The organism is Microcoleus sp. PH2017_05_CCC_O_A (assembly GCF_020738785.1).
GTDB lineage: Bacteria > Cyanobacteriota > Cyanobacteriia > Cyanobacteriales > Microcoleaceae > Microcoleus.
Genome location: NZ_JAEQCB010000146.1, coordinates 1 through 25,511 on the forward strand (window position 1 = coordinate 1; position 25,511 = coordinate 25,511).

At 45.8% G+C, this 25,511-nt stretch carries 21 protein-coding genes; 11 read left to right on the plus strand and 10 right to left on the minus strand.

The features are described from left to right. Positions 1 to 569 precede the first annotated feature (569 nt). A complete protein-coding gene (locus tag JGK20_RS26680; protein ID WP_293198533.1) occupies positions 570 to 734 on the minus strand; it encodes a hypothetical protein in 165 nt (54 codons plus the stop codon). A 171-nt stretch (positions 735 to 905) separates the two neighbouring features. Here JGK20_RS26680 and JGK20_RS26685 point away from each other — a divergent pair, with 171 nt between their 5' ends. Next, entirely contained in the window at positions 906 to 4,850 is a 3,945-nt protein-coding gene (locus JGK20_RS26685) for a PAS domain S-box protein (protein WP_293232737.1), read from the plus strand. A 13-nt stretch (positions 4,851 to 4,863) separates the two neighbouring features. Here the strand turns inward: JGK20_RS26685 and JGK20_RS26690 are convergent, their stop codons facing one another. Further along, complete coding sequence (locus tag JGK20_RS26690; protein ID WP_293180225.1) at positions 4,864 to 5,010, minus strand: hypothetical protein; 147 nt, start codon at positions 5,008 to 5,010, stop codon at positions 4,864 to 4,866. Positions 5,011 to 5,228: 218 nt separating this feature from the next. Beyond that, positions 5,229 to 9,677 carry a tetratricopeptide repeat protein gene (locus tag JGK20_RS26695; RefSeq protein ID WP_293232738.1) on the minus strand — a complete coding sequence of 1,483 codons (4,449 nt, stop codon included), beginning with the start codon at positions 9,675 to 9,677 and terminating at the stop codon, positions 5,229 to 5,231. 209 nt (positions 9,678 to 9,886) lie between these two features. Between JGK20_RS26695 and rpiA the strand changes: the two genes are divergently transcribed. Then, positions 9,887 to 10,603 carry a ribose-5-phosphate isomerase RpiA gene (rpiA, locus tag JGK20_RS26700; RefSeq protein WP_293180219.1) on the plus strand — a complete coding sequence of 239 codons (717 nt, stop codon included), beginning with the start codon at positions 9,887 to 9,889 and terminating at the stop codon, positions 10,601 to 10,603. Positions 10,604 to 10,785: 182 nt separating this feature from the next. Here the strand turns inward: rpiA and JGK20_RS26705 are convergent, their stop codons facing one another. Continuing rightward, on the minus strand, positions 10,786 to 10,983 hold the full coding sequence (locus tag JGK20_RS26705) for a hypothetical protein (protein ID WP_293232739.1): 198 nt from the start codon (positions 10,981 to 10,983) through the stop codon (positions 10,786 to 10,788). Here JGK20_RS26705 and JGK20_RS26710 point away from each other — a divergent pair. Both JGK20_RS26710 and JGK20_RS26715 read left to right on the plus strand, forming a co-directional pair. Beyond that, positions 10,982 to 12,127, plus strand: coding sequence for an aldo/keto reductase (locus JGK20_RS26710; protein WP_293192832.1), 1,146 nt, complete (start codon positions 10,982 to 10,984; stop codon positions 12,125 to 12,127). The two genes, JGK20_RS26705 and JGK20_RS26710, sit on opposite strands and share 2 nt — an antisense overlap. 434 nt (positions 12,128 to 12,561) lie before the next feature. Continuing rightward, the gene (locus JGK20_RS26715; RefSeq protein ID WP_293192834.1) at positions 12,562 to 13,317 is read left to right on the plus strand and encodes a Fe-Mn family superoxide dismutase; all 756 of its coding nucleotides are present in this window, start codon (positions 12,562 to 12,564) and stop codon (positions 13,315 to 13,317) included. Between the two features lie 58 nt (positions 13,318 to 13,375). Here JGK20_RS26715 and rsmG read toward each other — a convergent pair whose 3' ends face one another. Together rsmG and JGK20_RS26725 are read right to left on the minus strand one after the other, a co-directional pair. Further along, complete coding sequence (rsmG, locus tag JGK20_RS26720) at positions 13,376 to 14,101, minus strand: 16S rRNA (guanine(527)-N(7))-methyltransferase RsmG (protein ID WP_363319733.1); 726 nt, start codon at positions 14,099 to 14,101, stop codon at positions 13,376 to 13,378. A gap of 102 nt (positions 14,102 to 14,203) precedes the next feature. Beyond that, positions 14,204 to 14,875 carry an energy-coupling factor ABC transporter ATP-binding protein gene (locus tag JGK20_RS26725; RefSeq protein ID WP_293147764.1) on the minus strand — a complete coding sequence of 224 codons (672 nt, stop codon included), beginning with the start codon at positions 14,873 to 14,875 and terminating at the stop codon, positions 14,204 to 14,206. Between the two features lie 403 nt (positions 14,876 to 15,278). Between JGK20_RS26725 and JGK20_RS26730 the strand changes: the two genes are divergently transcribed. The 3 genes from JGK20_RS26730 to JGK20_RS26740 all read left to right on the plus strand — a co-directional run bounded on the left by JGK20_RS26730 (position 15,279) and on the right by JGK20_RS26740 (position 17,511). After that, the gene (locus JGK20_RS26730; RefSeq protein WP_293225973.1) at positions 15,279 to 16,295 is read left to right on the plus strand and encodes a Sll0314/Alr1548 family TPR repeat-containing protein; all 1,017 of its coding nucleotides are present in this window, start codon (positions 15,279 to 15,281) and stop codon (positions 16,293 to 16,295) included. A gap of 71 nt (positions 16,296 to 16,366) precedes the next feature. After that, positions 16,367 to 16,819 carry a DUF3531 family protein gene (locus tag JGK20_RS26735; protein WP_293180204.1) on the plus strand — a complete coding sequence of 151 codons (453 nt, stop codon included), beginning with the start codon at positions 16,367 to 16,369 and terminating at the stop codon, positions 16,817 to 16,819. 239 nt (positions 16,820 to 17,058) lie between these two features. Then, on the plus strand, positions 17,059 to 17,511 hold the full coding sequence (locus JGK20_RS26740; RefSeq protein ID WP_293192863.1) for an NUDIX domain-containing protein: 453 nt from the start codon (positions 17,059 to 17,061) through the stop codon (positions 17,509 to 17,511). Positions 17,512 to 18,018: 507 nt separating this feature from the next. Here the strand turns inward: JGK20_RS26740 and JGK20_RS26745 are convergent. Next, positions 18,019 to 18,384: a phage holin family protein gene (locus tag JGK20_RS26745; RefSeq protein ID WP_293147768.1), complete on the minus strand. Its 366-nt coding sequence runs from the start codon at positions 18,382 to 18,384 to the stop codon at positions 18,019 to 18,021. Positions 18,385 to 18,410: 26 nt separating this feature from the next. Continuing rightward, the gene (ychF, locus tag JGK20_RS26750; protein WP_293180201.1) at positions 18,411 to 19,502 is read right to left on the minus strand and encodes a redox-regulated ATPase YchF; all 1,092 of its coding nucleotides are present in this window, start codon (positions 19,500 to 19,502) and stop codon (positions 18,411 to 18,413) included. A 112-nt stretch (positions 19,503 to 19,614) separates the two neighbouring features. Between ychF and JGK20_RS26755 the strand changes: the two genes are divergently transcribed. The 4 genes from JGK20_RS26755 to JGK20_RS26770 all read left to right on the plus strand — a co-directional run bounded on the left by JGK20_RS26755 (position 19,615) and on the right by JGK20_RS26770 (position 23,901). Further along, positions 19,615 to 19,926 carry a hypothetical protein gene (locus JGK20_RS26755; protein WP_293232741.1) on the plus strand — a complete coding sequence of 104 codons (312 nt, stop codon included), beginning with the start codon at positions 19,615 to 19,617 and terminating at the stop codon, positions 19,924 to 19,926. A gap of 369 nt (positions 19,927 to 20,295) precedes the next feature. Beyond that, positions 20,296 to 21,840, plus strand: coding sequence for an aminotransferase class I/II-fold pyridoxal phosphate-dependent enzyme (locus tag JGK20_RS26760; protein WP_293232743.1), 1,545 nt, complete (start codon positions 20,296 to 20,298; stop codon positions 21,838 to 21,840). Positions 21,841 to 21,960: 120 nt separating this feature from the next. Continuing rightward, complete coding sequence (gene cbiT / locus JGK20_RS26765; RefSeq protein ID WP_293147744.1) at positions 21,961 to 22,554, plus strand: precorrin-6Y C5,15-methyltransferase subunit CbiT; 594 nt, start codon at positions 21,961 to 21,963, stop codon at positions 22,552 to 22,554. Positions 22,555 to 22,983: 429 nt separating this feature from the next. Beyond that, entirely contained in the window at positions 22,984 to 23,901 is a 918-nt protein-coding gene (locus JGK20_RS26770) for a phosphatidate cytidylyltransferase (RefSeq protein ID WP_293213067.1), read from the plus strand. A gap of 240 nt (positions 23,902 to 24,141) precedes the next feature. Here JGK20_RS26770 and JGK20_RS26775 read toward each other — a convergent pair whose 3' ends face one another. Together JGK20_RS26775 and JGK20_RS26780 are read right to left on the minus strand one after the other, a co-directional pair. Continuing rightward, a complete protein-coding gene (locus JGK20_RS26775; protein WP_293232745.1) occupies positions 24,142 to 24,933 on the minus strand; it encodes a DUF2993 domain-containing protein in 792 nt (263 codons plus the stop codon). A 347-nt stretch (positions 24,934 to 25,280) separates the two neighbouring features. Beyond that, on the minus strand, positions 25,281 to 25,421 hold the full coding sequence (locus JGK20_RS26780; RefSeq protein ID WP_293180186.1) for a hypothetical protein: 141 nt from the start codon (positions 25,419 to 25,421) through the stop codon (positions 25,281 to 25,283). Positions 25,422 to 25,511 lie beyond the last annotated feature (90 nt).

The following is a 25,511-nucleotide window of genomic DNA, read 5'->3' on the forward strand; positions in this document are numbered from 1 at the left end:
TCCGGCAGACTCCCTGTGTCCCAAGGAGTAGAATTGTTGATTTTTTCACCCATCCATCAGCTCTTTTACGGCAAGAAAGGGATTTTGGGGCTACCAGTCAGAAACTGATAGGTGGTGTCTAGCATTTATACAACGGAAAGTTCGCCCACCACGGCTACTCTTATCATCCCCGCTTATTTCGATTCTATCATGGATTCGCTATCGCTCAATTTGCTTGCTGCTCGTTTTCATCCCGTCACTCATCCTGTAAACGGATAGAGTGCGGGACTTCCCACTCGTATTAGTTAAAACAATTGATTGCCAATTTTTTCCATTGTCGGGGATACTACAAGTACACAGGGGGTAATTGCTGTTTTAACTGCTGACACGGCAACGCCACAGGAAATATCTCCCGCACGCAGACGGTCTAGCAACTACTGCAACCGCTAAGAGGGTTAAGATGTTCTTAATTGCCGAAACCCTTGTGGTTGATTGCAATGAAAGGTCTTCCCTCGAACGTCTTCCCTCGAACGTTTTCCGTCTTCCCTCGAACGTTTTCCGTCTTCCGTCTTCCTTCTTTCGGTCAACTATCAACTATCAACTATCAACTGCCAACTGCCAACTGCCAACTGCCAACTGCCAACTGCCAACTGCCAACTGCCAACTATCAACTGCCAACTGCCAACTGCCAACTGCCAACTGCCAACTGCCAACTGCCAACTGCCAACTGCCAACTGCCAACTGTCAACTGTCAACTCTTCCTTCTATACAAACACAGGGGTTGCATCGGAAGCGAAAACCAGCGCGCTGGAAAAGCTGTAATTTTGTTACAAGTTGTAACTTTTTCAAATAACAGGTTAAATTTAGTTTCACAAGAAAGTTAAATTCCAGAAAGTAAAATTAATTACAGTCGAGTTAAGCTAAAAGTGTTTGCTAAAAAAAATCATTCAAGGAACCCAGAAACCAACAATTCTCACTTGACAGGTACGGGGGACGATCTCGCGGCCACGAAAGTTTCGTCCACCAAACAACAAGTCGAACAGGATTGGTATCGAACTGTCTACGATAATTTTCCGGGCATTTACTTCGTCCTAGACGCTTTGGGAAGAGTTTTTTCCCTCAATCAATTCGGCGAATCTCGCCTCGCCTACAGGTCGCAGGAATTAATTTGTCATTCAATTTTTAACATATTTTACTGCCAAGATCAAGGGAAAATGCAGTCAGAATTTGCGAGATTGGTTCACCCGACAAAAGGTACGTCAAATCCAAAAGTCGCCTGTTGGGAAGGCTGTTTGACTCGCAAAGACGGCAAAATTATGTGGGTAAAAGCAACGGCGCGCGCTTTGCCTGCGGTAGAATGGAAAATAGACGAAAATACCGATAGTCACTCAGTTGCCAATTTCCAACGGCCGGTGGTACTGTTAGTTTGCGAAGAAATTAAGGCCGCTGCGCCGGTAGCACCGCCGCCAAATTCTCAGGACAATTGGCGCCGTTCAACTTTGGCGATCGCAAAATTAGCCAAAAGTCAACTTAAAGAACGCAACAATATAGAAGAATTCATCCGCGAAGTCACGGAAACCGCTGTCAGTATTGTCAACTGCGATCGAGCCAGTATTTGGCTGTACGGGGAAGACAAAACCCAGCTTCACTGTATCGACTTTTACGAACAAAATACCAAACTCCATTCCGTACAAATAATCATCACAGCGGCCGACTGTCCGGCGTATTTTCAAGCCTTAAAATCCGTAAATGCGATCGCAACGGTGGCAGCCGAAAATGACCCGAGAACGCGAGAACTGGCAAGTCTTTATTTTGCAGATCGGGGTACGACTGCCCTGTTGAATGTACCGATTTTGCTGGCTGGTCAAATGGCTGGAATAGTCAGCGCTGAACGCCGGGGTTCCAGCATCCAGTGGACGGAAGAAGAACACGAATTAACTACAATCTTAGCAGAATTTGTATCGTCAAGTTTGTTGGCTAGCGAAAGCTTAAAATTAGAAGCTATGCGGCGCGAACAGCAGCAAAATATGCTGAGTCAATACTACGACCAACTAGAAGAAAGAGTAGAAAGACGCACGGCAGAACTTAAAAAAGCTAACAAAAAACTGGAACAAGAAATAATTAAAAGAAAACAAGTAGAAGCAGAAATGCGCCGCCAGCACCAAGAACAGCAAATTATTTTTGATTCGGTGCCGGCGATGATTTGGTACAAAGATACGGACAGCCGCTTGTTGCGAATTAATCAAGCCGCCGCTGCATCGAGAGGTTTGCCCGCAAATCAACTAGAAGGCAAATCTTTTTATGAAATCTATCCAGACGAAGCAGAACAATATTATTTAGAAGATTTAGAAGTCATCAATTCTGGCGTTCCCAAATTGGGAAAAGTCCAACTGCTGCCAACTGCCACCGGTCACAAATGCTGGGTGCGGACAGATACAATACCTTACCGCGACGAATCAGGTCAAGTGGCTGGCGTTATCGTGTTTGCAGTAGATATTACAGATTTAATTAGAGTCGAAAGAGAACTGCGAGAAAATCGCGCTCGCCTTACTGAAAAAGTTGAGAAACGTACTGCTATGTATCGGCAGGCAATGGCCGCTCTGTATTCGGCAAATACGCAAATGCAACAGCTAATGAACAACAGCTATGCCGGGGAACACGGTAGCAGCACAGCAGCACAATTGCTCGAATGCGAAGCTTATTTTGAAGCAGTTGCCGTGGCTGATCGCGACACAATTTTGAGCGTCAGCAGGGATTTTGCCGAACTGTTCGGTTACGAACCTGCGGAAATGGTGGGAATGAGTTTGCTGGAACTGCTGTCGCCAAAATCTTACAAAATGGCACCACAAATGATTTCTGCACCCAGCAATACAGTCTGCGAAACGATTTTTCTCAGGCGGGACGGGACTGCTTTTCCTGCTGACGTGCGTAGCAAATTTGTAGTTTGCGAAGGTCGTTTGGTGCAGGTTAAAGCAGTGCGAAATCTCACGGAACGCAAATTAATGGCAGCAGAATTAGAACGATCGCGCTCTTTGTTGCACGCTACTATGGAAGCGACGGCAGACGGCATTCTGGCTGTTACTAATGCCGGAGAATTGATTAGTTTTAATGAAAAGTTAGTTCAAATGTGGGGGATTCATGAAGAAGTTAGAAACTCACTGGATAGAACGGTGCGGCTGACGTTTCTCACTAAGCAAGTTAAAGATCCGAGGGATTTTTTACAGAGAGTGAGAGAAATTTATAGCGATGCGGAGTCCGAAGGCTGCGATATTCTCGATTTTAAAGACGGCCGGACTTTTGAGCGATACACGCAGCCGATTCGAGTCGGACAAAATATTATTGGCAGGGTGTGGCGCTTCCGCGATATTACTTCTCGCGAAAAGGTGACGGCAATGTTGGGGGATTCTCAACGGCGCTTTCGGGCAATTTTTGATTCTTCTTTCCAATTTGTTAGCTTGCTAAAACCGGATGGCATTCTGCTGGAATCTAACCAAACTTCTCTAGATTTCGCGGGAATTAAGCTGCGGGATGTGGCAAATCGCCCGTTTTGGCAGGGGCCTTGGTGGGGGGGTTCTCCGGAAGTTCGGGAACAGTTGCAAGAGGCGATTTCTCGATCGGCAAAAGGTGAATTTGTCCGCTATGAAGTGGAGGTTCAAGGGGTAAACCGCACGGCAACTATCGATTTTTCTCTCAAACCGGTGGCAGACGAAACTGGTAAAATTGTCTTGCTGCTACCGGAAGGTCGAGATATTACTGAAAGCAAGCAGGTGCAAGTGGCTCTGCGCCAGCAAGTTGAGCGGGAACGCCTGATCGCCGAAATTCAATCTCGCATCCGTTCTTCTCTGGATCTCAAAGATATTCTTAAGACTACAGTAGCGGAAGTGCGGGAGTTTTTGGCGACGGATCGGGTGATTATTTTCCGCTTCCGGCCAGATTGGAACGGGGATGTGGTGGTGGAGTCGGTGGGCGCAGGATGGATGCCGCTGATGGGGATGGCGATCGAGGATTGCTGTTTTGCTAATACTTATGTGGGACAGTATTTAAAGGGCAGAATTCGCGCTGTAGAAAACATTCAGGCTTCTAATTTTGCCGAGTGCCACGTCAATTTTTTGGCCGAGTGTCAGGTGAAGGCGAATTTGGTGGTGCCCATCGTGCAGCAGGGAATCGAACACCGTGACGGCAATCCTTCTTGTCAAGTGCCGAAGTTGTGGGGTTTGTTGATTGCCCACCACTGTTCGGCGCCCCGCGAGTGGCAGCCGTTTGATATGGATTTGCTGAGTGAGTTGGCTACTCAAGTGGCGATCGCGATCGAACAATCTTTACTTTACCAGCAGTTAGCTGCTGCTAACCAGCGGTTGGACGGGTTGGCGAATTTGGACAGTCTGACTCAGCTAGCTAACCGCCGTCGGTTTGACGAGGTGATTAATCGGGAATGGGAGCAGTCGAGCACTGCGGAACCGCTATCTTTGATCATGTGCGATATTGACTGTTTTAAACTTTATAACGACAATTACGGCCACCAAGCTGGGGATGCTTGTTTGCAACAAGTCGCGCGGGCGATCGGGGATGCTTGCGCCCACGCACCCGCAGAACGCCTTTATTTAGCTGCTAGGTACGGTGGCGAGGAATTTGGGGTAATTTTGCCAAATACGGATATCGCCGCTGCACAGGCTTTTGCTGAGGGAATCCGCAGGCGCGTCAAAGCTTTGGCAATTCCCCACCTCAAGTCTGTTGTCACCGATTGTGTGACTCTCAGCATGGGGGTGGCGACGATTGCTGAAGGTCAAAATTCGCCGAAGATGCTGATTGAAGCTGCTGATAAGGCGCTGTATCGGGCTAAGTCTGGCGGGCGCGATCGAGTTAACAGTTGACAGTAGTCAGTAGTCAGTTGGCAGTTGGCAGTTGGCAGTTGGCAGTTGGCAGTTGACAGTTGGCAGTTGGCAGTTGGCAGTTGGCAGTTGAGGAATTACAAAAAAACGATCGCGCCAACCGGCATAAGGTTAGGGCGATCGCGGTACTATGAATCAGCATTTATATATCGGACTCGGCGCGGAATTTTTACGCATTTTCACGGATTTTGTTACAAAAATTTACTGAAGGTTGCGTACAAATATCTTGAAATCGCTTTTCTCTACCTGATATCTCTTTTTTTTTGAACCGCAGAGGGCGCAGAGGACACAGAGGAAGAGAAGGGAGAAAGAGTTCACAACTAATGACAACTGTCAACTGTCAACTGTCAACTGACTAACCTATTTAGCTAATAGTTTCTGAAACACCTCATACATATCTTTAGCCAACTGTTTGGGATTCCACAAAGGCGCAAGATTTTCAGACTGCTTAGACTTAATTAAATGCTCTTTCACCGCATTTCTCAAACCAGCATCGCGCCCAAACTTAACTCCCCACTGCGTGTATTCTTCCCAACTCCAAGCTGCACCCACATCGAGATTTGCACTTTTGAGAAAAGCATAACCCATTCGTGAAAGATATTGGTCGCCGGATCTCGTTACTACTGGCAAATTCGCCCACAAAGCCTCTAAATTGTGAGTCCCGCCGTTGTAAGGATAGGAATCTAACAACACGTCGGCTACATAATAAATAGCGCGATGTTCTTCTTCACTTCGGGTTTGGCCGATAAACTTAATCCGTTCAAAATCTACTCCCTGAATATCGCATTCTTCGCGGTATGTGCTATGAATTATATCCGGATCGCCTTGACCTTTGCGAATCAACATACTATCTGGTACTTGCTTAAGTATTCTAACTTGAGCTTGCACCATTTCAGGATTAGTTTTTCTGCCCGGAGCGACACAGAGATAAGCCATTTGATCCAAGCCAATCCCGAGGGCATTTCTAATCGCCTCTCGATTCACAGGAATGCTTTGCAGTTCGCCAATTGCTACCGAACAATTAGGCAATCTCACTAACTGTTCTAAGTAATTTTTGTCAACACCTGGGGGATGAGTGTGTTCGTCGCACAGAAAGTAGTGATTCTCCGAAATGTATGGCGCGTCGAACCCCAGCCAAGAAACGCAAATCCCCGCCGGATATTGGTACAAAACTTCGACATTTGTCGGTACTGTCATCGAGTCTAAGTCTATTAATACATCCAAATCGTCTTGGACTACTTCGGCGAAGATTTCGCCACCGTCAGCAAAACCGTTGGGATATTTTTTCGGCCAGTAAAACTTGCCGGCCATTTCTTCAAACCGCTGTGTAACTTCGTCTCGGTTGAGTTTACCTGTCACGTAAAGATGAACGTGGGGAGTGATGCGACTTAATTCGCGGATTAAGGCTTCGCTGCACCAGCCTACGGAGTGGCGGCGGAAGTGTTTGGAAAGGAAGCCGATTTTTAATGGCTGTTGTTTGGTTAAATAATTTGCGGATTTGATTCTGTTGGCTTGCTGTCGCTGCGGGACGGCTTTTTGGTAGTATTCTTTGGCAATTAGTCGGTAGAAACTGGCATTTTTTTCGCGGTTGTCTCGGAGGTGGGAAACTGCAAACAGGAAGATTTCGTAAAGCAGTTTGAGTTCGATGACGCTAAAGGTTTCGACTTTTTCGTAGCAGAGTTGTTCGATTTCTTCGAGTTTCTCAATTGCCTGTTTGCTGACTCCTGATTGGAGGTAGGAAAAGACGTAGGCTGTGGCTGACATGACTGGGGCATTTTCACCGCAGAATTCGCAGTATTTGTCGGCGACGCTGCGGGCTCTGGCTAGGTTGGTGGAGTGGCTTAGCAAGTCGCACAGTTGTTGGTGGGCTTCGCTGTATTTGGGGTTGCATTCGATCGCCTTTTCAAAATATGCGATCGCCTCCAACGGCTTATCTTGCTTCTGAATGTGTCCCATCCGGCAGTAAACCTCTGCCCAATCCGGTTTTAAGGCCAAAGCTTGCTGATAGCTGGCTAAAGCTTCTTCCAGCAGGCCCTGCATGGACAAACAACTGCCGATGTTAGCGTGAACTTCCGGCCAATCGGGCTTGATTTTCAGAGTATTTTGATAATTAGCAATCGCTGCTTCGTAGTTGTATTGCTGCATGAAAGAATTGGCTAAATTGAAGTGCAGCACTTCTAATTCGGGTTTTAAAGCAACAGCTTGCTGGTATGCGACGATGGCAGCATCGAGATTTCCTTGCTGCGATCGCGCGCTGGCGATGTTACCATAGGCCTCTGCCCAATCCGGTTTAATGGCGATCGCCTTTTGGTAGCTTTCGATGGCTTCGTCGCGCTTACCTTGACTAAACAGTCGGTTTCCTAAGTTGAAGTGGAAGTCGGCGCCGACAAGCTGCGGGTTGAGTTCGGATGTTCTCTGAAAACAGGCGATCGCAGCTTCGACGTTGCCATGTTTGTGATATACTTTGCCTAAATTCCAGTGAGCGCCCGCTAAATCTGGACTCAGGGCGATCGCTTGTTGGTAATGGGCGATCGCCTCTGGCAAACGACCCATTTTGAAATACATACTGCCGATATTGGCGCGCACTTCCGCAAAATTTGGCTGCAATTCTAAGGCTTGAGAATACGATCGAATCGCAGCTTCCATTTTACCAACCGCTTGCAAAGCATTGCCTAAAGTTACATAAGCATGGGTATAATCAGGTCTAATTTTGATAGCTTGATGGCACGCTGCGATCGCCTCTTGAATTTTCCCTTTAACTAAAAAGTTTTCTGCCAGTTTTTTGTACTGTTCTACTTCTTGAAAATTAGCAACTTGTGTGATATCTGGAACATTCAGCGAGGTAACTTGTTCGGAAACTTCAGCAGGGTTGGTAAACGGAGTATTTAAATTTTCAGGATTAGGTGCTGGTGGCAAATTGATACTCGAAGGCTGCAATCCATAGCCTTCATCTTTGTTGACAGATACTGGTTTTTCCTCATCAGATTCTGTTTCTAATGCGAGAAATTTGCTATCGGTAGTTTGTTGCTGTTTTTGTGCGGTTAAACTGGATAAAATTTCCGCAGCGCTGGCATTTCCCGGTTGCAGTTGCAGGACTTTTTGGCAGCAAGCAATTGCCGCATCTAACTTTCCTTGCTGCTGCAAAACGCTGGCTAGCATCAAATTCACCGAGCACAAACCGGGATTAATAGCAAGAGCTTGTTGGTAAGCCTTTGCCGCCTGTCCCAATTGCCCTAACTTGTAATACATACTGCCGAGATTCGCGCTGGCTTCTGCTAAATCCGGCTGAAGTTTTAAAGCTTGCAAATAAGCTTGAATTGCCATTTCTAGCTGGTTTTGGCCGTGCAGGGCATTGCCCGCTGTCAGGTACGCGGGAGCAAAATTCGGTTGAAATTTGATGGCGAGGTTGCATTGGGCGATCGCGCGATCGAATTCTCCTTGCAAAACATAAACTTCCGCCAACTTTTTATGAACTTCCGCATCTTTGGGATTGCACTCTAAAGCTTTCTGATAACTCTCGATGGCGCCACCGAGATCTCCTCTATCTTTCAGGCGATTTCCCTTGACAAAATATGTTTGAGCTGATTCTAAATCCACCAAAAACTCTTGGATCATTTGCTCTGCCACTCTTACAGGTTTTACACTAATACTATTCAACCATTCTACCCACTCTCGGGTTCGCACAGACCAAGTACACCCTCGATTGATATATTCTACCTGCTGTCTCAGATGAGTTTCAGCAATTGCACCCCCCGCCCCCGTAAACTCTTTTAAAACTTCGACTGTCGCATCTAAAAACCGCCTTGTATATCCCTCCCAATCCGGTGTCCCTGCACGCTTCCAATCAGTTACAGATGCCAAATTTTCCACCCCTGACATAGAAACTAGACGCGCAAATCCAGCCGTTGTTTCCGGCAAAGCTGCCAATTCACTCGTCACAATGCGGCAACCGCTAGCCATCGCCTCCATCACCGCAATCGATGACGTTTCTAAATAGCTATTCGGGTAAGCTAAAACCGCGACTGAACGCAGTTGCCGGACAAGTTCGGGTTGCGGTACAGAACCGACATACTCGACACCTTCTATTTCCTGACACTCTTCGTAAAGTTGATCGAAACAAAGCTGATTATCATTGTCGTCTATTTGGTGTACTTTCATGCTAGAAAATACTTTTAATCTGGTTCCGGGGACAGCTTGACGAATTTCGGGAAAAACATTTAATAAAATATCCAGTCCGCGAAATGGAGTGCTAGTGTAAGCTAGAATGGGCGGTCGAGATTTTTGAGATTGGATCGAAATATTATCGGCAAAAATGTTAGCAAAACAAGGTGCAATCGCATTTCTGAAAACATAACTGCGCTTGGAGTCAATCCCAAAACGAGTGTGAAATTGCTGGCGCTGCCACTCGCTGACAAAAACAAAAGCATCACAAACATTAATTTCTTGAACATTCTGGAAATCTTGGAGAAAAACAAAGCCTGGTTCGTTATGAATCCACAAAATCAATTTAGTGTGCGCGCCCAAAAAAGGCTTAATTTCCAGTGCCTTACCAACTATATTGACTACAACCAAAAAATCTAGCGATCGCAATAATTCCAAATTAGCACTGTCCGCCACCCGCAGCCTGCAATCAACCCCGCGCCACATCCCCGGTTCCGAAGTATTGTTGAGTAGAAATACCTCATTTCCCAGGGCTGCCAACGCCTCAGCTAAATAACAAATAGCCGACTGAGTGCCGCCCAAAGGTTCGCGGTAAGGAGTTTCAATGTTGTAATCCCAAGTGTAGGTATCGAGAAATCCGATTTTCATTATGGCAATTATCCGCCGATTTGTGAACTAGATTTTTTTAACCACAGAGGGCGCAGAGGGCGCAGAGAAGAAAGAGAGAATTTCCCACTTGAAACAATTTGCGAGTGCCGTCTCTTCTGCTTCTTACTCTCTGCGTTCTCTGCGCTCTCTGCGGTTAAAAAAATCCATAATAAATGGTATAATCTTAAAGCTATTGAGGATTACCGAACATGACCACAGAACAAGACCCCGTAAAATTGATGAAACAGCAAGTTGGCTTTGCTGCTGCCGATCGCGTAAAATCTGGTATGATTGTCGGACTCGGCACGGGGTCAACTACAGCTTATACTATTCAAGCATTGGGCGATCGCATAAAATCAGGCGAACTCAAAGATATCAAAGGAGTTCCCACATCCTTTCAATCAGAAGTATTAGCCAAACAGTACGGAGTACCGCTGACAACCCTCGACGAAATTGACAGAATTGACGTAGCCATTGACGGCGCTGACGAAGTAGATCCGCACCTCAACTTAATTAAAGGTGGTGGCGCCGCCCACACCCGCGAAAAAGTAGTCGATTGTCTCGCTGCTCAGTTTATTGTAGTAGTTGACAGTTCCAAAATGGTAGATAAATTGGGTTCGACTTTTCGCGTCCCCATCGAAGTTATACCGATGGCAATTACCCCCGTTACTCGCGCCATTGAAAAATTGGGCGGTAAACCAGAACTCCGCATGGGAATCAGAAAAGCAGGCCCGGTAATTACCGACCAAGGTAATATGGTAATCGACGTTCAATTTGATAACCTTGACAATCCTGCGGAATTAGAAAAAACTTTGAATAACATTCCAGGCGTGTTAGAAAATGGCTTGTTTGTCAACTGTACAGATTTGGTTTTAGTAGGCGAAATTAAGGACGGCAAACCTGTAGTGCGGGAAATTTCTAAATAGTTATAGTAGGGTGAATCAGGAAGGAAAAGTTTAGCAGTCTACTCAAGAATATTCAGCCTGAAGCACCCTACGGTTAATTAGCTACTCAAGCTTTTTATATCATGTCCGATCGATTAACCGCATTAAAATTCGTTCGTAGTGCGGACTTAAGTCCGTACTACAAACCGTTTTTGTTATGGCAATCAAGAGGACATGATATTACCAATTCCCAATTCCCAATTCCCAATTCCCAATTCCCAATTCCCAATTCCCAATTCCCAATTCCCAATTCCCAATTCCCAATTCCCAATTCCCAACTTCAAAATTGCTATAATAGTATAAATTCGTATCTCTATTTTGATCGTGCAATATCGCAGATTCGGCCGCACAGAATTATCCATGCCCGTCTTTTCCTGCGGCGGCATGAGATATCACCACAAATGGCAAGATGTGCCAGCAAATGAGATTCCACCAGACAATCAACAAAATCTAGAATCGACAATTCGCTACTCAATAGAATGCGGTATCAATCACATAGAAACTGCTCGCGGTTACGGCACTTCTGAGATGCAGTTGGGGTGGATTTTGCCGCAGTTCCCTCGCGAAAACTTGATAGTACAAACAAAAGTTTGTCCTCAAGCCAACTCCGAGGAATTTCGCGAAGAATTTGATAAATCCTTAGCTTATTTACAGCTAGAATACGTCGATTTATTTTCCATACACGGCATTAATACCTGGGAATTTCTAGAGGATTCTATGCGCCCGGGCGGCTGCTTGGATGTGGCAAAAAAATTGCAAGCAGAAGGTAAAGTTCGGTTTATTGGTTTTTCAACTCACGGCCCTACGGATGTGATTGTCAAAACTATTGAAACCAATCAATTCGATTATCTTAACTTGCACTGGTATTACATCAATCAAAATAATTGGCCCGCAATTGAAGCTGCCAAACGTCACGACATGGGCGTTTTTATTATCAGTCCTTCCGACAAAGGCGGTCAACTTTACAACCCGCCGCAAAAGTTGGTAGATTTGTGCTATCCACTGAGTCCGATGGTGTTTAATGATTTGTTTTGTTTGTCACACCCGCAAGTACACACTTTGAGTTTGGGTGCAGCCAAACCTGAAGATTTTAACGAGCATCTAAAAGCTGTAGAATTGTTAGATAAAGCCGATGAAATTTTGCCACCGATATTAGCAAGGCTGGAAAATGCAGCAATTGACAAATTAGGAGAAGATTGGTTTAAGACTTGGGACTTCGGTTTGCCAACTATCGAAAATACTCCCGGAGAGGTTAACATTCGAGTGATTTTGTGGCTGTGGAATTTGGCGAATGCTTACGATGCGATCGACTATTGCAAGATGCGCTACAACCTTTTGGGTAACGCCAGCCACTGGTTTCCGGGCAAAAAAGCCGATCGCCTCGACGAATTAGACTTGCGCCGCTGTCTCGCCCACAGCCCCCACGCTGCGAAAATTCCTAGTATATTGCAAGCAGCCGATCGACTTTTTGGAGGCGAAGCCGTGCAACGCTTATCCCAAGAATAATATAAAAAACCCGGTTTCGAGACAGAAACCGGGTTTGTGAGCCGGAACACGTGAGACTTATGCACGCGTACCTCATTAGCCTATACTTGAGTTGTTCTTACCAACATCACCCATCCTTCTCATCCATTCGGGCGATAAGTCAGTAGTCATTAGTCATTAGTCATTAGTCAGCTCGCGAAGCCGAAGGGTAGTGATTAGTCATTGGGTGCATCTGGCGCAAGGCAAATATATCCGTAGGGGCGAAGCATGACCGCAGTCAATATGAGATGATAACTAATAACTTATATGCGGTCATGCTTCGCCCTCTTCCTTGCGCCAGATGCTATTTTAAGTTTAATTAGGTATATTTACGATTTTATAATTTTTTTCCCAACTTCCTCCCCTTTTGCTTTAATCTGAGATAAAACAGTTAATAATTCACTTAGGGATCTTTTATGACACTCCAACGCCGAGATTTCTTGTATTTGCTAACAGCCACCGTCGGAGCTATTACCGCAGGTGCTTGCCAAGCGTCAGGCAATAGTGTAGCGCAAGCAAGTCCATCCCCAGAAAGCCCAAAAATAGCCCAAACTCCCGGGCCTTTTACACTACCGCCTCTGCCTTACGAATACAACGCTTTAGAACCGCACATCGATGCGCGGACAATGCAATTTCACCACGACAAACACCACGCAGCTTACGTTAAAAACCTCAACGATGCTGTCAATAAATACCCGAATCTTAAAAACGTGAGTGTTGAAAATATGCTCAAAGATTTGAGCAAAGTGCCGGAAGATATTCGCACAACTGTACGCAATAATGGCGGCGGACACCTCAATCACAGTATGTTTTGGGAAATCATGAGTCCCAAAGGCGGCGGCGAACCCACAGGAGCAATTGCCACAGCAATTAAGCAAAATTTCGGCAGTGTTGAGGATTTTAAAGCCAAATTCAACGAGGCTGGCACTAAGCGTTTTGGCAGCGGTTGGGTGTGGCTAGTTCGCAATAAAGCTGGTAAACTTGAGATTACAACTACTGGCAATCAAGACAGTCCTTTCAGTGATGGCAACTATCCCATTATGGGCAATGATGTTTGGGAACACGCTTATTATCTCAAATACCAAAACCTGCGTGCAGACTACTTAAAAGCGTGGTGGAACGTGGTTAATTGGGCGGAAATTAACAAACGCTACGAAAAGGCGATCGGTTAGTTTAACAAAGATACAGTGGCGGTTGTTTCAACCGCTATTGTATCTAAAATGGCTTCCGCTAGCGAATCGGGCGATCGAGCTTCTGTACAGTTTTCCGCAAATAAAGGCAGTGGCGCGCGCCCTGACTCGCAGGCGTGGTGAATGATTCGACTGACTCAAGCGTACCGCCCAAACGCTCGATCGCACTTTGCAACTCTTCCTCTTCCTCTACCGTCCAATTTCCCCGGTAAAGTACCGCCAAACCGCCGTTTTTCAGGAAAGGTAGCGCGTATTTAGCGCACAGAGAAGCTGCTCCAACTGCCCTCAGAAATGCGATATCGTAAGCTTGTCTGTGCTGCGGTTGTCGGGCAATTTCATCGGATCTGCCCAGCAAAGTCGTAGCATTTTTGATCCCTAAAGACGGCAAAACCGTGTCCAAGAAAGTAATTTTCTTGCGAGTAGAATCCAGGAGAGTGACTGATAAATGTGGAAGGGCGATCGCGATCGGCAAACCAGGAAAACCCGCACCAGTCCCGATATCGATCGCTTTGAGCGGGGACTCAACGGGAAAATCGTTATTTTCCGGCGAATTGTGATTAACCGGCAGCAGTCTCGCAATTCCCCGCAGAGAATCCCACAAATGTTTTTCCCAAAACTCGATCGGCTCAATAATTCGAGTTAAATTCAAGGAACGATTGCCTTCAACAATTAACTCATAAAGCCGCTGAAATTGTTGCTGCTGCGACTCATCCGGCTCCCAATTCAGCGTTTTTTGCCACAATTCATTCATTTGGGGTAACATCATAATTTCTGTCTGGTTCATCTTCTAATAACCATCGAAAGAACTAATGACAAAGTTTGCGACTTCTTAACCTCGCACAACTGTCAACTGTCAACTGTCAACTGCCTACTGACTCACACAACTTGCTTCCTTAGCCTCTAACTTCGCGCGATCGACCTCCTGCAAATCCCCGTGATCTAACGTCCAAAACTTATCAGCAACGCTCAACAAATCGCTAGCATCGTGAGTAACAATCAACAAAGTCCAGTGATTTTTCAACTTACCCAACAAGCTTACCAACTGTCGGCGCATCGACCAATCCAAACCCGCCGTCGGTTCGTCCAAAAGTAGCAAATGCGGCTGGCGAATTAGCTGCACCGCCAGGGCCACCCGGCGCTGTTGTCCGCCACTTAAAGCGTGGGGAGAAGCGCGCAGCGGCAAATGTGCCAACCCAACTTCTTTCATCGCTGAGTGAATTTGTTCTTGTCCCAATTCGGGATGTCCCAGTCGCAATTCTTCTAAAATTGTCCCCCCACAAAAATGTCTTTCAGGAAACTGGAACACTAAACCTCCTAACTGTTGCAAGTGTTCCGGTGTTAATTCTTGTTCGCGCCAGCGGATGTCGCCGCTAGTTTTTTCTGCTAAACCTGCTAATATTTCTAAGAGCGTACTTTTGCCGGAACCGCTACGGCCGACAATCAGCCCCATTTGTTGCGATGGCAGTTCTAAGTTGATATTTTTTAGAATAGCATTGGGACAGGCTGTAGGATGATAGACTAAGTTTTTTAGATAAAGCATTAACGTAATTGGGAATTGGGAATTGGGAATTGGGAATTGGGAATGGGGAATTGGGAATTGGGAATTGGGAATCGTGTATACCTCAGATCCTGGTTGTGCTATTAATAGTTAAGGTTGTTTTTGGCTGGTGCCGATCGCCCAAATTTATTTTACATAAATCTTTACAAAATTTTCGGTTTTTTTCAGCCTTGGCGTTTGATGTTTGACCTTTTTTATGGTATATTTTAACAATGATAATCTGTGCGATAGTATATATGATAATACACGCTCCCATTATTAAAATATACCGCAAGAGCCACAAAAAATCAAGCAAATTTAACTCTTTTTTGCTAGCGGCCCGATAGTCTGAGAACGTAACTCTCTTGTTTCTAGTTTACAGTATATTTCATTGACAAAATTGACTATGACGAAAAACCCTTTAGTATCGCCCTTCAAGCAAATGTTAAGTTCTAAACAGACAGTGCGGGCGATCGCCTGTGGAAGTGCGATCGCCCTGGGCATCTGCATAAACTCCGCAGTAGCAGGCGATCCCTTCCGCACGAGCAACCAGCAGGCGATCGGGCCCAACACCGAAACCGCCTTCAAAACAATGTTTCAGCAAGGAAACTACAAACAAGCAAAAGCCCAAGTTCAACAAGCACTATCAGCAGAACCAAACGAACCCCTAGCCTATGCAATGGCAGCCTCATTATCCTACATCGAGCAAGACTTAAACTCGATGAATACCTACGCTCAAAAAACCCGCGAAGTCGGCGAAAAATTGACCAAAACTAACCCCTTGCGCGGCAACATTTACACAGCAGCAGGTCACTTTCTAGAAGGAGCAAATGCCATAGCCAAAGAAGGAACAGCCAAAGGCGCGCCCCAAGCACTCAACAAACTGCGAGTAGTATTTCAATACCTAGATGCAGCAGAAAAAATAGCGCCGAACGACCCAGAACTCAACCTGCTCAAAGGCTACATGGACTTAATGTTAGCCTCAAACCTACCCTTTTCCAACCCCAGCGACGCCATTAAACGACTGGAAGAAAAAGCCTCGCCCCGCTACTTAGCCTATCGCGGCATGGCCGTAGGCTATCGAGACTTAAAAAAATACGATCGCGCTTTAGAATTTGCCAACAAATCTCTAGCAGAAACACCCACCAACCCCGAAATCCTTTATCTCAAAGCACAAGTCTTATCTGCTCAAGCCAAGACTCAATCCAACAACAAAACCATACTTGAGGAAGCCCGAAAAAACTTCGACGCCGCCTTAGCAAAACCAGATCAACTACCGCGCAGCTTAGTAGCCGAAATCTTCTTTCAGCAGTGCAAAACCCGCAACCGTCTCGACAGCAAATCTCGCGATTGTGACCCGATGCGCGATAAAATTAGAGATGCAGATGGAGTCTGGGGGCCGACGGCTTTACCACCACTCTAAACAGTTGACAGTTGACAGTTGACAGTTGACAGTACCATCTTGGCGGTTGTTATTAACAAGAGTAAAACTTGATGAAAGTAGAGTTTCGCGAATTTAATCCCTTTGACCTCTGGATTTGGCTAAAATTCAGCAACGTGCCTTCAAACGGCGAAAAACAGTATGTAGAAGAAGTGTTTGATTCTTGGTTCTTTTTGGGAAAACTGGGAGGATTTAATGCTGAAAATTTGCAAGTTCAAGATGAAGGCTTAGACATCAGCGATATGAATTACGATGTTAATCTAGCCGACCAAAGCATGATGGCTTTGATGCACAATATGGGAGAAATGGAGTATGAAGGTTCTTGGGCTCGCTGCTGGTTTGATTTGGGGACTAGCGATGCTATCGGCATCGATGTTTTAATTAATGTTTTCCAGCAACTCAGCAAAGAATTTGTGACGATTGAAGAACTAATTATCGGCGGTGAAAATATAGACTGGCCCGTTGAAAATACGAGGAAGAGAGAGGGTTTTGAGCCGGACAATTAACCGTTAGCACGACACGGATGATACGGATAATGACTAGAAATCTCTCATGATTCTTGTGGAACAGGCAGGATGCCTGTTCAAAACTGGCTTTTTATGAGATGTCTAATGATTGATGACTCATGACTGAATGGCTATAGCACTTCTCAAAAAGGTGAGGTATGACTGACAGCTTATATAACCGCTAAACAAAGAGGGCCCAAGCCCAACAACATACCTCATCTTTCTGAGAACCGCTATATATTATGCAAGGTAAAATTCGTGTAATTGTTTTAGGATTAATTCGATCGGGCGTTAGCGAAGCCCTCGAAGAGGATCGCATTTTCGTTTCCCAATTCAAAGATCCGGTAAAACAAGACACATTGTATCGAGCTCTGGGTGGAGGCGTAGAATTCGGAGAACACAGCCTCGACGCTTTGCAAAGAGAATTTAAAGAAGAAATTAAAGCCGAGTTAACAAATATCAGATATTTAGCTTGTTTGGAAAACTTCTTTATTTTTAATGGTCAAGCTGGACACGAATTAATACAACTCTATCAGTGCGATTTTGTTGACTCCAAATTCTATGAATTAGCAAGTTTAGATTTTGTAGACGGTAACTTGAAATGTACCGCATTTTGGATGCCTGTTCACCGATTTCGTTCGGGAGAATTGCACCTAGTTCCAGAAAGCTTTCTCCACTATTGCCAAGACTGATAACTATAGCCTTTATCAAAAAGATGAGGTATTCATGGGGATAGGGCATAGGCCTCCGTGGGCATAGGGGATAGGGCATACCTCAATACGGTTTACTTAAAGCTTTTTTAGGAATTTCATCTGACGATTTTCTAGGCAATACAGGCATTTTTTGCAAGTCAGATTCTTCTTAAGTCAACCGTATTGGGGCATACCTCACTTTTTTGAGAACCGCTCTAAAGCGCTCCAAATCCCAACAAGCAAATACATTAGAAGCAATTTTTACTCAAAATATGTGCAGTAGAGGCGGGTTTTCTCCCAAATACTTTGCCACAATTCACAAATATAGATAAACCCGCCCCTTTATTTTTGTCCGCGTTACCAGAAATAATTGGTTGAAAGCCTCTGGGTTTGGCGTAGAAATTAAAAGAAGACGATTCATTACTCCAATCCTCTTCCTTCCAGGAGGTAGAGATTGCTGTCAACTGTCAACTGTCAACTGTCAACTGTCAACTGAATGAACTTTCTCTACCTTACTCTGGGAAGCGTACCCAAAACCTGATACAGCAAAGAGTTAATGAAAGCGAGGGCTAGAGCACCAAGCAAAGCACTCCAAATTCCCCACCGCAATCTAAATCCTTCGACTAGCCAAGCCGCCAAGCCAAAGATAGCAGCGTTGATAACAATCATAAACAAACCAACAGTTACCAATAAAGCTGGAAAGCCCAAAACTACAAAAACTGGTCGCACTAAAGCATTCAGCAATCCAAAAACTGCCGCCGAAACCATCGCTTTGCCAAAACTGTCAATATCCACGCCTATGGGTAACTTGGAAATAATAAAAAAGCTCACAGATGTTACCAACCAAGCAATTACCAGCGAAACGATATCTATGTGCACGTGCTTATCTCCTTAAAAGACTAAACATTAAATCGGAACAACAGCACATCCCCCTCTTGTACAACATACTCTTTTCCTTCACTGCGAACTAAGCCTTTTTCCTTAGCTGCATTCATCGCACCGGTAGCCACCAAATCTTCATAAGCTACAGTTTCGGCCCGGATGAAACCCCGCTCAAAATCAGAGTGAATTACCCCCGCAGCTTGTGGCGCTAACATTCCTGCGATAATCGTCCAAGCGCGAGTTTCCTTCGGCCCGCTAGTGAAATAAGTCCGCAAACCCAATAATTCGTAAGTAGCTCGAATCAAAGATTTTAAGCCACCTTCTGTTACCCCCAGAGATTCGAGGAAATCAGCTCGTTCTTCCTCTGGTAGTTCTACCAATTCTGACTCAACTTGCGCCGAAACTATGACAACCTTAGCATTTTCTGCTTCTGCTATTTCCCGGACTTGTTCGACATAGCTATTTCCGGTTCCCAATTCGTCTTCAGACACGTTCGCTGCATAGATGATCGGCTTGTTTGTTAACAATTCTAAACCTTTAACTAATTCTGCTTCTTCGTCAGTTAAACTGGTCTGGCGTACTGGTTTTTCTGCATTCAAAACCACGACCAATTTTTCAAGGACGTTTACTTCTGCTTGAGCTTCCTTGTTGTTGCGGGCTTGTTTGCGAGTGCGATCGAGTCGGCGTTCAATTTGAGCTAAATCTGCTAAAATTAATTCGAGATTGATAATGTCAATATCTCGCTGGGGATCGACAGAACCGGAAACGTGAATGATATCATCATTGTCAAAACAGCGGACAACATGGACGATCGCATCTACAGCCCGAATGTGAGACAAAAACTGATTTCCCAGCCCTTCGCCCTGACTCGCACCCTTCACCAAACCTGCAATATCGACAAACTCCATCCGCGTGGGCACAGTTTGCACAGAATTGGAAATATTGCTCAGCACCTTCAACCGTTCGTCGGGTACTGCCACGATACCAGTATTTGGCTCGATCGTACAAAAAGGAAAATTAGCAGCAGTCGCTTTGGCATTAGCCACCAAAGCATTAAACAGAGTAGATTTGCCAACATTAGGCAGTCCGACAATTCCGGCGGTAAGCATAGCTATTTAGAAACATATCACTGTTTCAAAATATCATAAGTATCCGCAATATATTGGACAAGCCACCCCAAATCTCAAGCCTGTGTTCGGCTAAATATCTAACTTGAGGTAGATGGCTGAACGGTTCACAAGTGGTTTCCCAAAAAAGCGATCGCCCGAAACCTCTCCCTGTCCCTTATTTATCAACAAATTGGGTCCTGGGCAAGAAACTCGGTTTGGGCGATCGACCTTACAAATTCTGTTAAACTTCTGGGGAATCGGAGAGGGTACTGTTTCCGGCACCGGTTCGGGAATTGGCTGCGGAATTGGCGCAGGTACGGGCTCCGGTACAGGGCTGGGAATCGGTGGCGATGAAGGAATCTCTGGTAGCCCCGGTTCAGTAGCGGGAATTTGCGGGCCTGGAAGCGGATCGGGAGTGGGATAAATCATGTTAGTGTTTAGCTCAGCTAATAGAGATGTTAAAAAAACAATTGGTCACCAATTCCAGCTATCTTTTAAAACAAAAACAACTGATTTGTGGTATTGGTTAATTAGAGTTAACAGACTTGAAAAATACCTTAAATTTATCTGCGTCTATTTGCGTCTATCTGCCTTCATCTGCGGTTGAACTCGCAATCAAATATTTATGAACGAGTCTATATATATTAAAAAAAAAACAGCGCCTAACACATCTATCTAAATAACCATAATTCACTGTTACGTCCGCCTAAAATTATGCCTTGAGTATTAGGGAAGATCCAGTGAGTCATCCCCAATCTCAAATCTCAAATCTAAAATTTAAAATGGTATAAGTGTGTCACCAGCAAACCCTCAACAACAAACTCCCCTATTAGATGCGCTGCGCGATCGCACAAACCACCATCACAGCCCATTCTACGCCCCCGGACACAAACGCGGACAAGGCATTTCAGGGCCGTTAGTTGACTTATTCGGTGCCGCAGTATTTCGCTCAGATTTGCCCGAATTGCCAGAATTAGATAATCTGTTTAATCCAGAGGGCGTAATTGCCGAAGCTCAAAATTTAGCTGCTTCGGCTTTTGGCGCCGAACATACTCGGTTTTTAGCAAACGGTTCGACTTGCGGAATCATGGCGGCAATTGTCGCGACTTGCGGGCCGGGAGATAAAATTATCTTGCCTCGAAACATCCATCAATCGGCAATTTCTGGTTTGATTTTATCCGGTGCAATTCCCATTTTTGTCAATCCCGAATACAACCCGGATTGGGATATTGCCAACAGCATCACCCCAGAAGCAGCAGCAGCAGCCCTAAAACAACATCCCGACGCAAAAGCAGTAATGGTCGTCTACCCTACTTATCACGGCGTTTGTGGAGATTTGCGGGCGATCGCCAAAATTACCCATCAATACAACATCCCGTTATTAGTAGACGAAGCCCACGGCGCCCACTTTAACTTTCATCCAGACTTACCAGAACCAGCCCTATCCGCCGGGGCAGATTTAACAGTACAATCAATCCACAAAACCCTCGGTGCAATGACTCAAGCATCGATGTTGCACGTCAAGGGCGATCGCATAGATATTAAAAAATTAAATAGGGCATTGCAGCTTGTACAATCCACCAGTCCCAGCTACTTATTATTAGCATCATTAGACGCCGCCCGCCAACAAATCGCACTCCACGGGAAGGAGTTAATGATGCAAACTTTAGATTTAGCTGCAAAAGCGCGATCGCACATTAGTCAAATTCCCGGCTTATCAGTTTTAGAACCGTTAAATACGCCCGGTTTTGTCGCACTAGACAGAACCAGGCTAACAGTAAAAGTATCCGATTTAGGAATAACAGGATTTGCGGCTGATGAAATTCTCCACTCGCAACTCGCAGTCACCGCAGAATTACCAATGCCGCAGCATTTAACATTTATTATCAGCTTGGGAAATACAGCATCAGATATTGACAATCTGGTTAAAGGTTTCCAGAATTTAACTCACAATTTAGGAGGCGGGCACGGGGACGACGCCGGTACAACCGGGGGCGGGCAAGATGCCCACCCCACAAGAAAATTCACTCTTTGTGGAACAGGCATCTTGCCTGTTCTTGAGAATGGTGCAAGATCTCTGTTAGGATTTCCCACTCCCTCTCTCTGCCCCCGCGAGGCCTTTTTTTCCCCGGCGGAAACCGTAGGAATAGACCAAGCAGTCGATCGACTCAGTGCCGAACTCATCTGTCCCTACCCGCCAGGAATACCAGTTTTGATGCCCGGTGAAATCATTACCTCACAAGCCCTTGACTACCTGCAACACATCCTTGCAGCCGGCGGCAAAATCACAGGTTGCAGCGATCCCCGCCTCCAAACTCTCAGGGTTGTGCGAAAGTAAATATTAAGACTTGGGGATAGTGGGAAATGAGGGATAGTAGGAAATGGGAAAAATCTTCCCTCTTCCCTTTTCCCTCTTCCTTCTTCCTTCTTCCTTCTTCCTTCCATTAAAAATACAACTATGCTTTGGCCCTACGTCACTCCTGGTATCCCAGACGATTTATTTGAACGTTTACCGGGAATTCCCATGAGTAAGCGAGAAGTCCGACTGCTGTTACTCTCCCACCTGCGGCTGCAAGCAGATTCAGTGGTGTGGGACATCGGTGCAGGTACTGGTACCATCGCCGTAGAAACAGGTTTGCTGTGTCCCAAAGGTCGCATTATCGCCATCGAAAGGGATGAAGAAGTAGCAAGCTTGATTCGCCGAAATTGCGATCGATTCGAGATCAAAAACGTAGAAGTCATCGAAGGTAGCGCCCCTGAATGCCTCGAAAATCTCCCCGAACACCCCCACCGAGTCTGCATCGAAGGAGGGCGCCCGATTAAAATGATTCTCAAGGAAGTCTGGCGACACTTGCGCCCACAGGGTCGAGTTGTCGCCACAGCCTCGAATTTAGAGAATCTTTACGCCCTTTCCGAAAGCTTCGCCGAGTTGCAAGTCCGCAACATCGAGGTAGTCCAGTCCGCCGTCAACCGCTTGGAGACTCGGGGCTTGAGTCAAACCTTTGCCGCCGTCAATCCCATCTTTATTCTCAGCGGTGAAAAGTTGGATTAGTCGTTAGTCATTAGTCATCAGTCATTAGTCCTTAGACGGAAATATTCCCACACCACATCAAAGATGGTGATGTGGGCCCGGAGGCTGTATCACTGAGAATCAAACATTAAATGCAATTCTTAACCTTTTTTACGTTAGCTTAACGTTCATAATACTTATAATAAGGCCGACCTTAGCTGGAGCGATCGCCTGAGTTGAAATTTTGGATCGCCGGTTGAGGATGGGGGACGAACCTGTGCCTTAACCATCCTTGTATCCTTGTATCCTTGTATCCTTGCATCCCAAATCGACCGAGCCCGCCCAAAAAACAAAATTTTAGACCATAGTTCCAACCCCCAGATTCATCTGTGGACTAAATCTAAAATCTAAAATCTAAAATCTAAAATCTAAAATCGACTGACCTGCCGTCTCCTGTGAGAAATTCATTTTATGCCTTGGTCTCGTATCCTGAGTGGAATAGTTGCGATCGTCCTTGCTTTGGGAATGATTATTATGGGGGGATGGTACTTCACCCTCGGCTTTGGCGTCATCGTGTACCTAGGTCAATTGGAATATTTTCAGTTAGCCCGAGCTAAGGGCATTGCACCTGCTGGCAAAACCACCTTAGTTGTCAGTCAAATTCTGCTGATTACTGCCGCCCTGGCGCCTCAACTCGTAGACGCCATGTTCCCCTTAGCCGGAACTTTCATCTGTTTCTATCTGTTGTTCCAACCGAAGTTATCGACGATCGCCGATATTGCCGCTTCTATTTTAGGATTGTTCTACGGCGGCTATTTGCCCAGCTATTGGATACGGCTGCGAGTCGGACTCGATCCTGCCAATGTGGCTACAACCCAATTTTCGCAATTAGTAGCAAGCAATTTGCCCGTTAACATTTACTCGTCCCAGTCTTGGACAAGTTCCAGCAGCATATCTTTAGGATTGACTTCGCTGCTGGTGGCTTTCCTCTGCATCTGGGCCGCTGACATTGGCGCTTATTTTGTCGGCAAATTCTTCGGCCGCACTAGCCTCTCCCACATCAGCCCTAAAAAAACCGTTGAAGGTGCCGTATTTGGAGTTTGCGGCAGTATCGCCGTGGCCGCCGCCTGGTCTTGGTACTTACAATGGCCGGGGTGGCCGTATACTGGGGCAGCTTTTGGTCTGTTGATTGGCGTTGCTAGCTTGTTGGGAGATTTAACTGAGTCGATGATGAAACGAGACGCCGGCGTTAAGGATTCGGGACAGTTGATTCCCGGTCACGGCGGCATTCTCGATCGCACTGACAGTTATGTTTTTACCGCACCCTTAGTCTACTATTTTGTGACTTTGTTATTGCCCGCGATCGACTCTTATCTCATCGCCCGCTAATTGGTCATTGGTCATTGATAACTCTTAACTCATCCCAGAGTTACCGTTGCGAGTCACGCACGCGATGCAATCATCCGCGCAGAAAGCAATCTCACAAAACAAGATTGCACTCGCAAACTTTCCTCTCTTGAAATTTATCTGCGTCCATCTCCGTCGATCTGCCTTAAATCTGCGGTTGAGTTATCAATCAAAGATTTATGCAATTCAAGTTTGCAGACTCAAAACATCTTCCCTTCTCCTTTAAGGCAAAACTCTAATTGAACCCCGACAAACAATCTCCCCCGGACTCAAAATCAACTCATCAATTGCAACTTCCTGTCCGAAATCAATTTTAAAATCCTTGAAATCACTGCTCTTGATTTCTCCATTGACTTCGATTTCCGGTACTTCAAACATCAATTCGCGACCGCTAGCAATCCGCAAACCAGTCCGCAATACAACAGGAATTTGCGTACCCCCAGCGCGCAAAATTGTCGCCACCAGCGTCAACTTCCCCGCCTCAATTTCGATCTGCGAATTTTCCAACTTCAGCGACTTTTCGCTATCTGTCAGCGGCAACATTGGCAGCAAAAATTCACTCAAAGCATCCGCCAGCAAAGGCGCTTTCAGGGACGCATTCAAATCCGCTTGAGAGAGCCTCAAAACGCCAGTCACGGGAACCGATTCGAGCAGGCGCAGTGGTTTGCCTTTGAGAGCTTGACCGAGGTTGATGCGAATCCCACAGCCCTCTAGGGCAACTTCTGTTAGGTGTAATCCTTTATACACGGCACCGCGAGCCGCTGCCGTTACTTTGGGGATTGCACCGCTGAAAATTTGTCGATCGCTCCCCTCAATTTTCACCTTCAACTCGTCAACTTGCTGAACTTGCGATCGCAGCAACAACTGCACCGCCGGAGACAGCACCGAACTTGCGATCCGGCTGCCTTGGCTCGGCGGCGGTGTCTCCCCTTCCTCGTCGAGGTTGGCAGTCCCACCAGAGCTGGCCGCAGTAGCTATATTGTCAAATAAAAGAGAGTGGCGATCGACAGTCATAAACAATTTGAAAATTACAAACCTTAATATTCAAACACAAAAATTTAACTATTAACGAGCGCATCCCGTCTCACAAACCCGGTTTATACAAAGAAATATCGCCCTCAACCTCGGATTTTCCCTAAGAACGGGTTGATGAACCCACCTCGTGACATACTCCAGAAGCCGAAATCAGACATCAGCAACGCCTGAAGCAGAAAAAATCTCACCCTTCCCCCCTCAGGCTTTCTCCTGAGTTTGCCAGTTGTGCGATCCCGAGGGAAATTTCGCGATCGAGCGTATAAAATTAACCAGCAGTACCGGTTTTATGGTAGTGTTAGTTAATGGTCGTGTCAGACCCACACATTTTAAATCAGCAACAAACCAACGGTGCAGGCAATAGCCTCCCGCGAGTCTTTTCCTCGTAGTTTTTGCACAACATTCAGGGTTATGCCATAAGGACAATCTGCACCAGGCGCAACGCCCTGCAAGGATTGGTTAGCAAACATTAGAATTTCTTCCCAACCAGGAATTGAACATTGGTAGCATCGGTTAATCCATTAACCGTGTCGTATTTCCTCCCTCCACCGCTCGGGTGT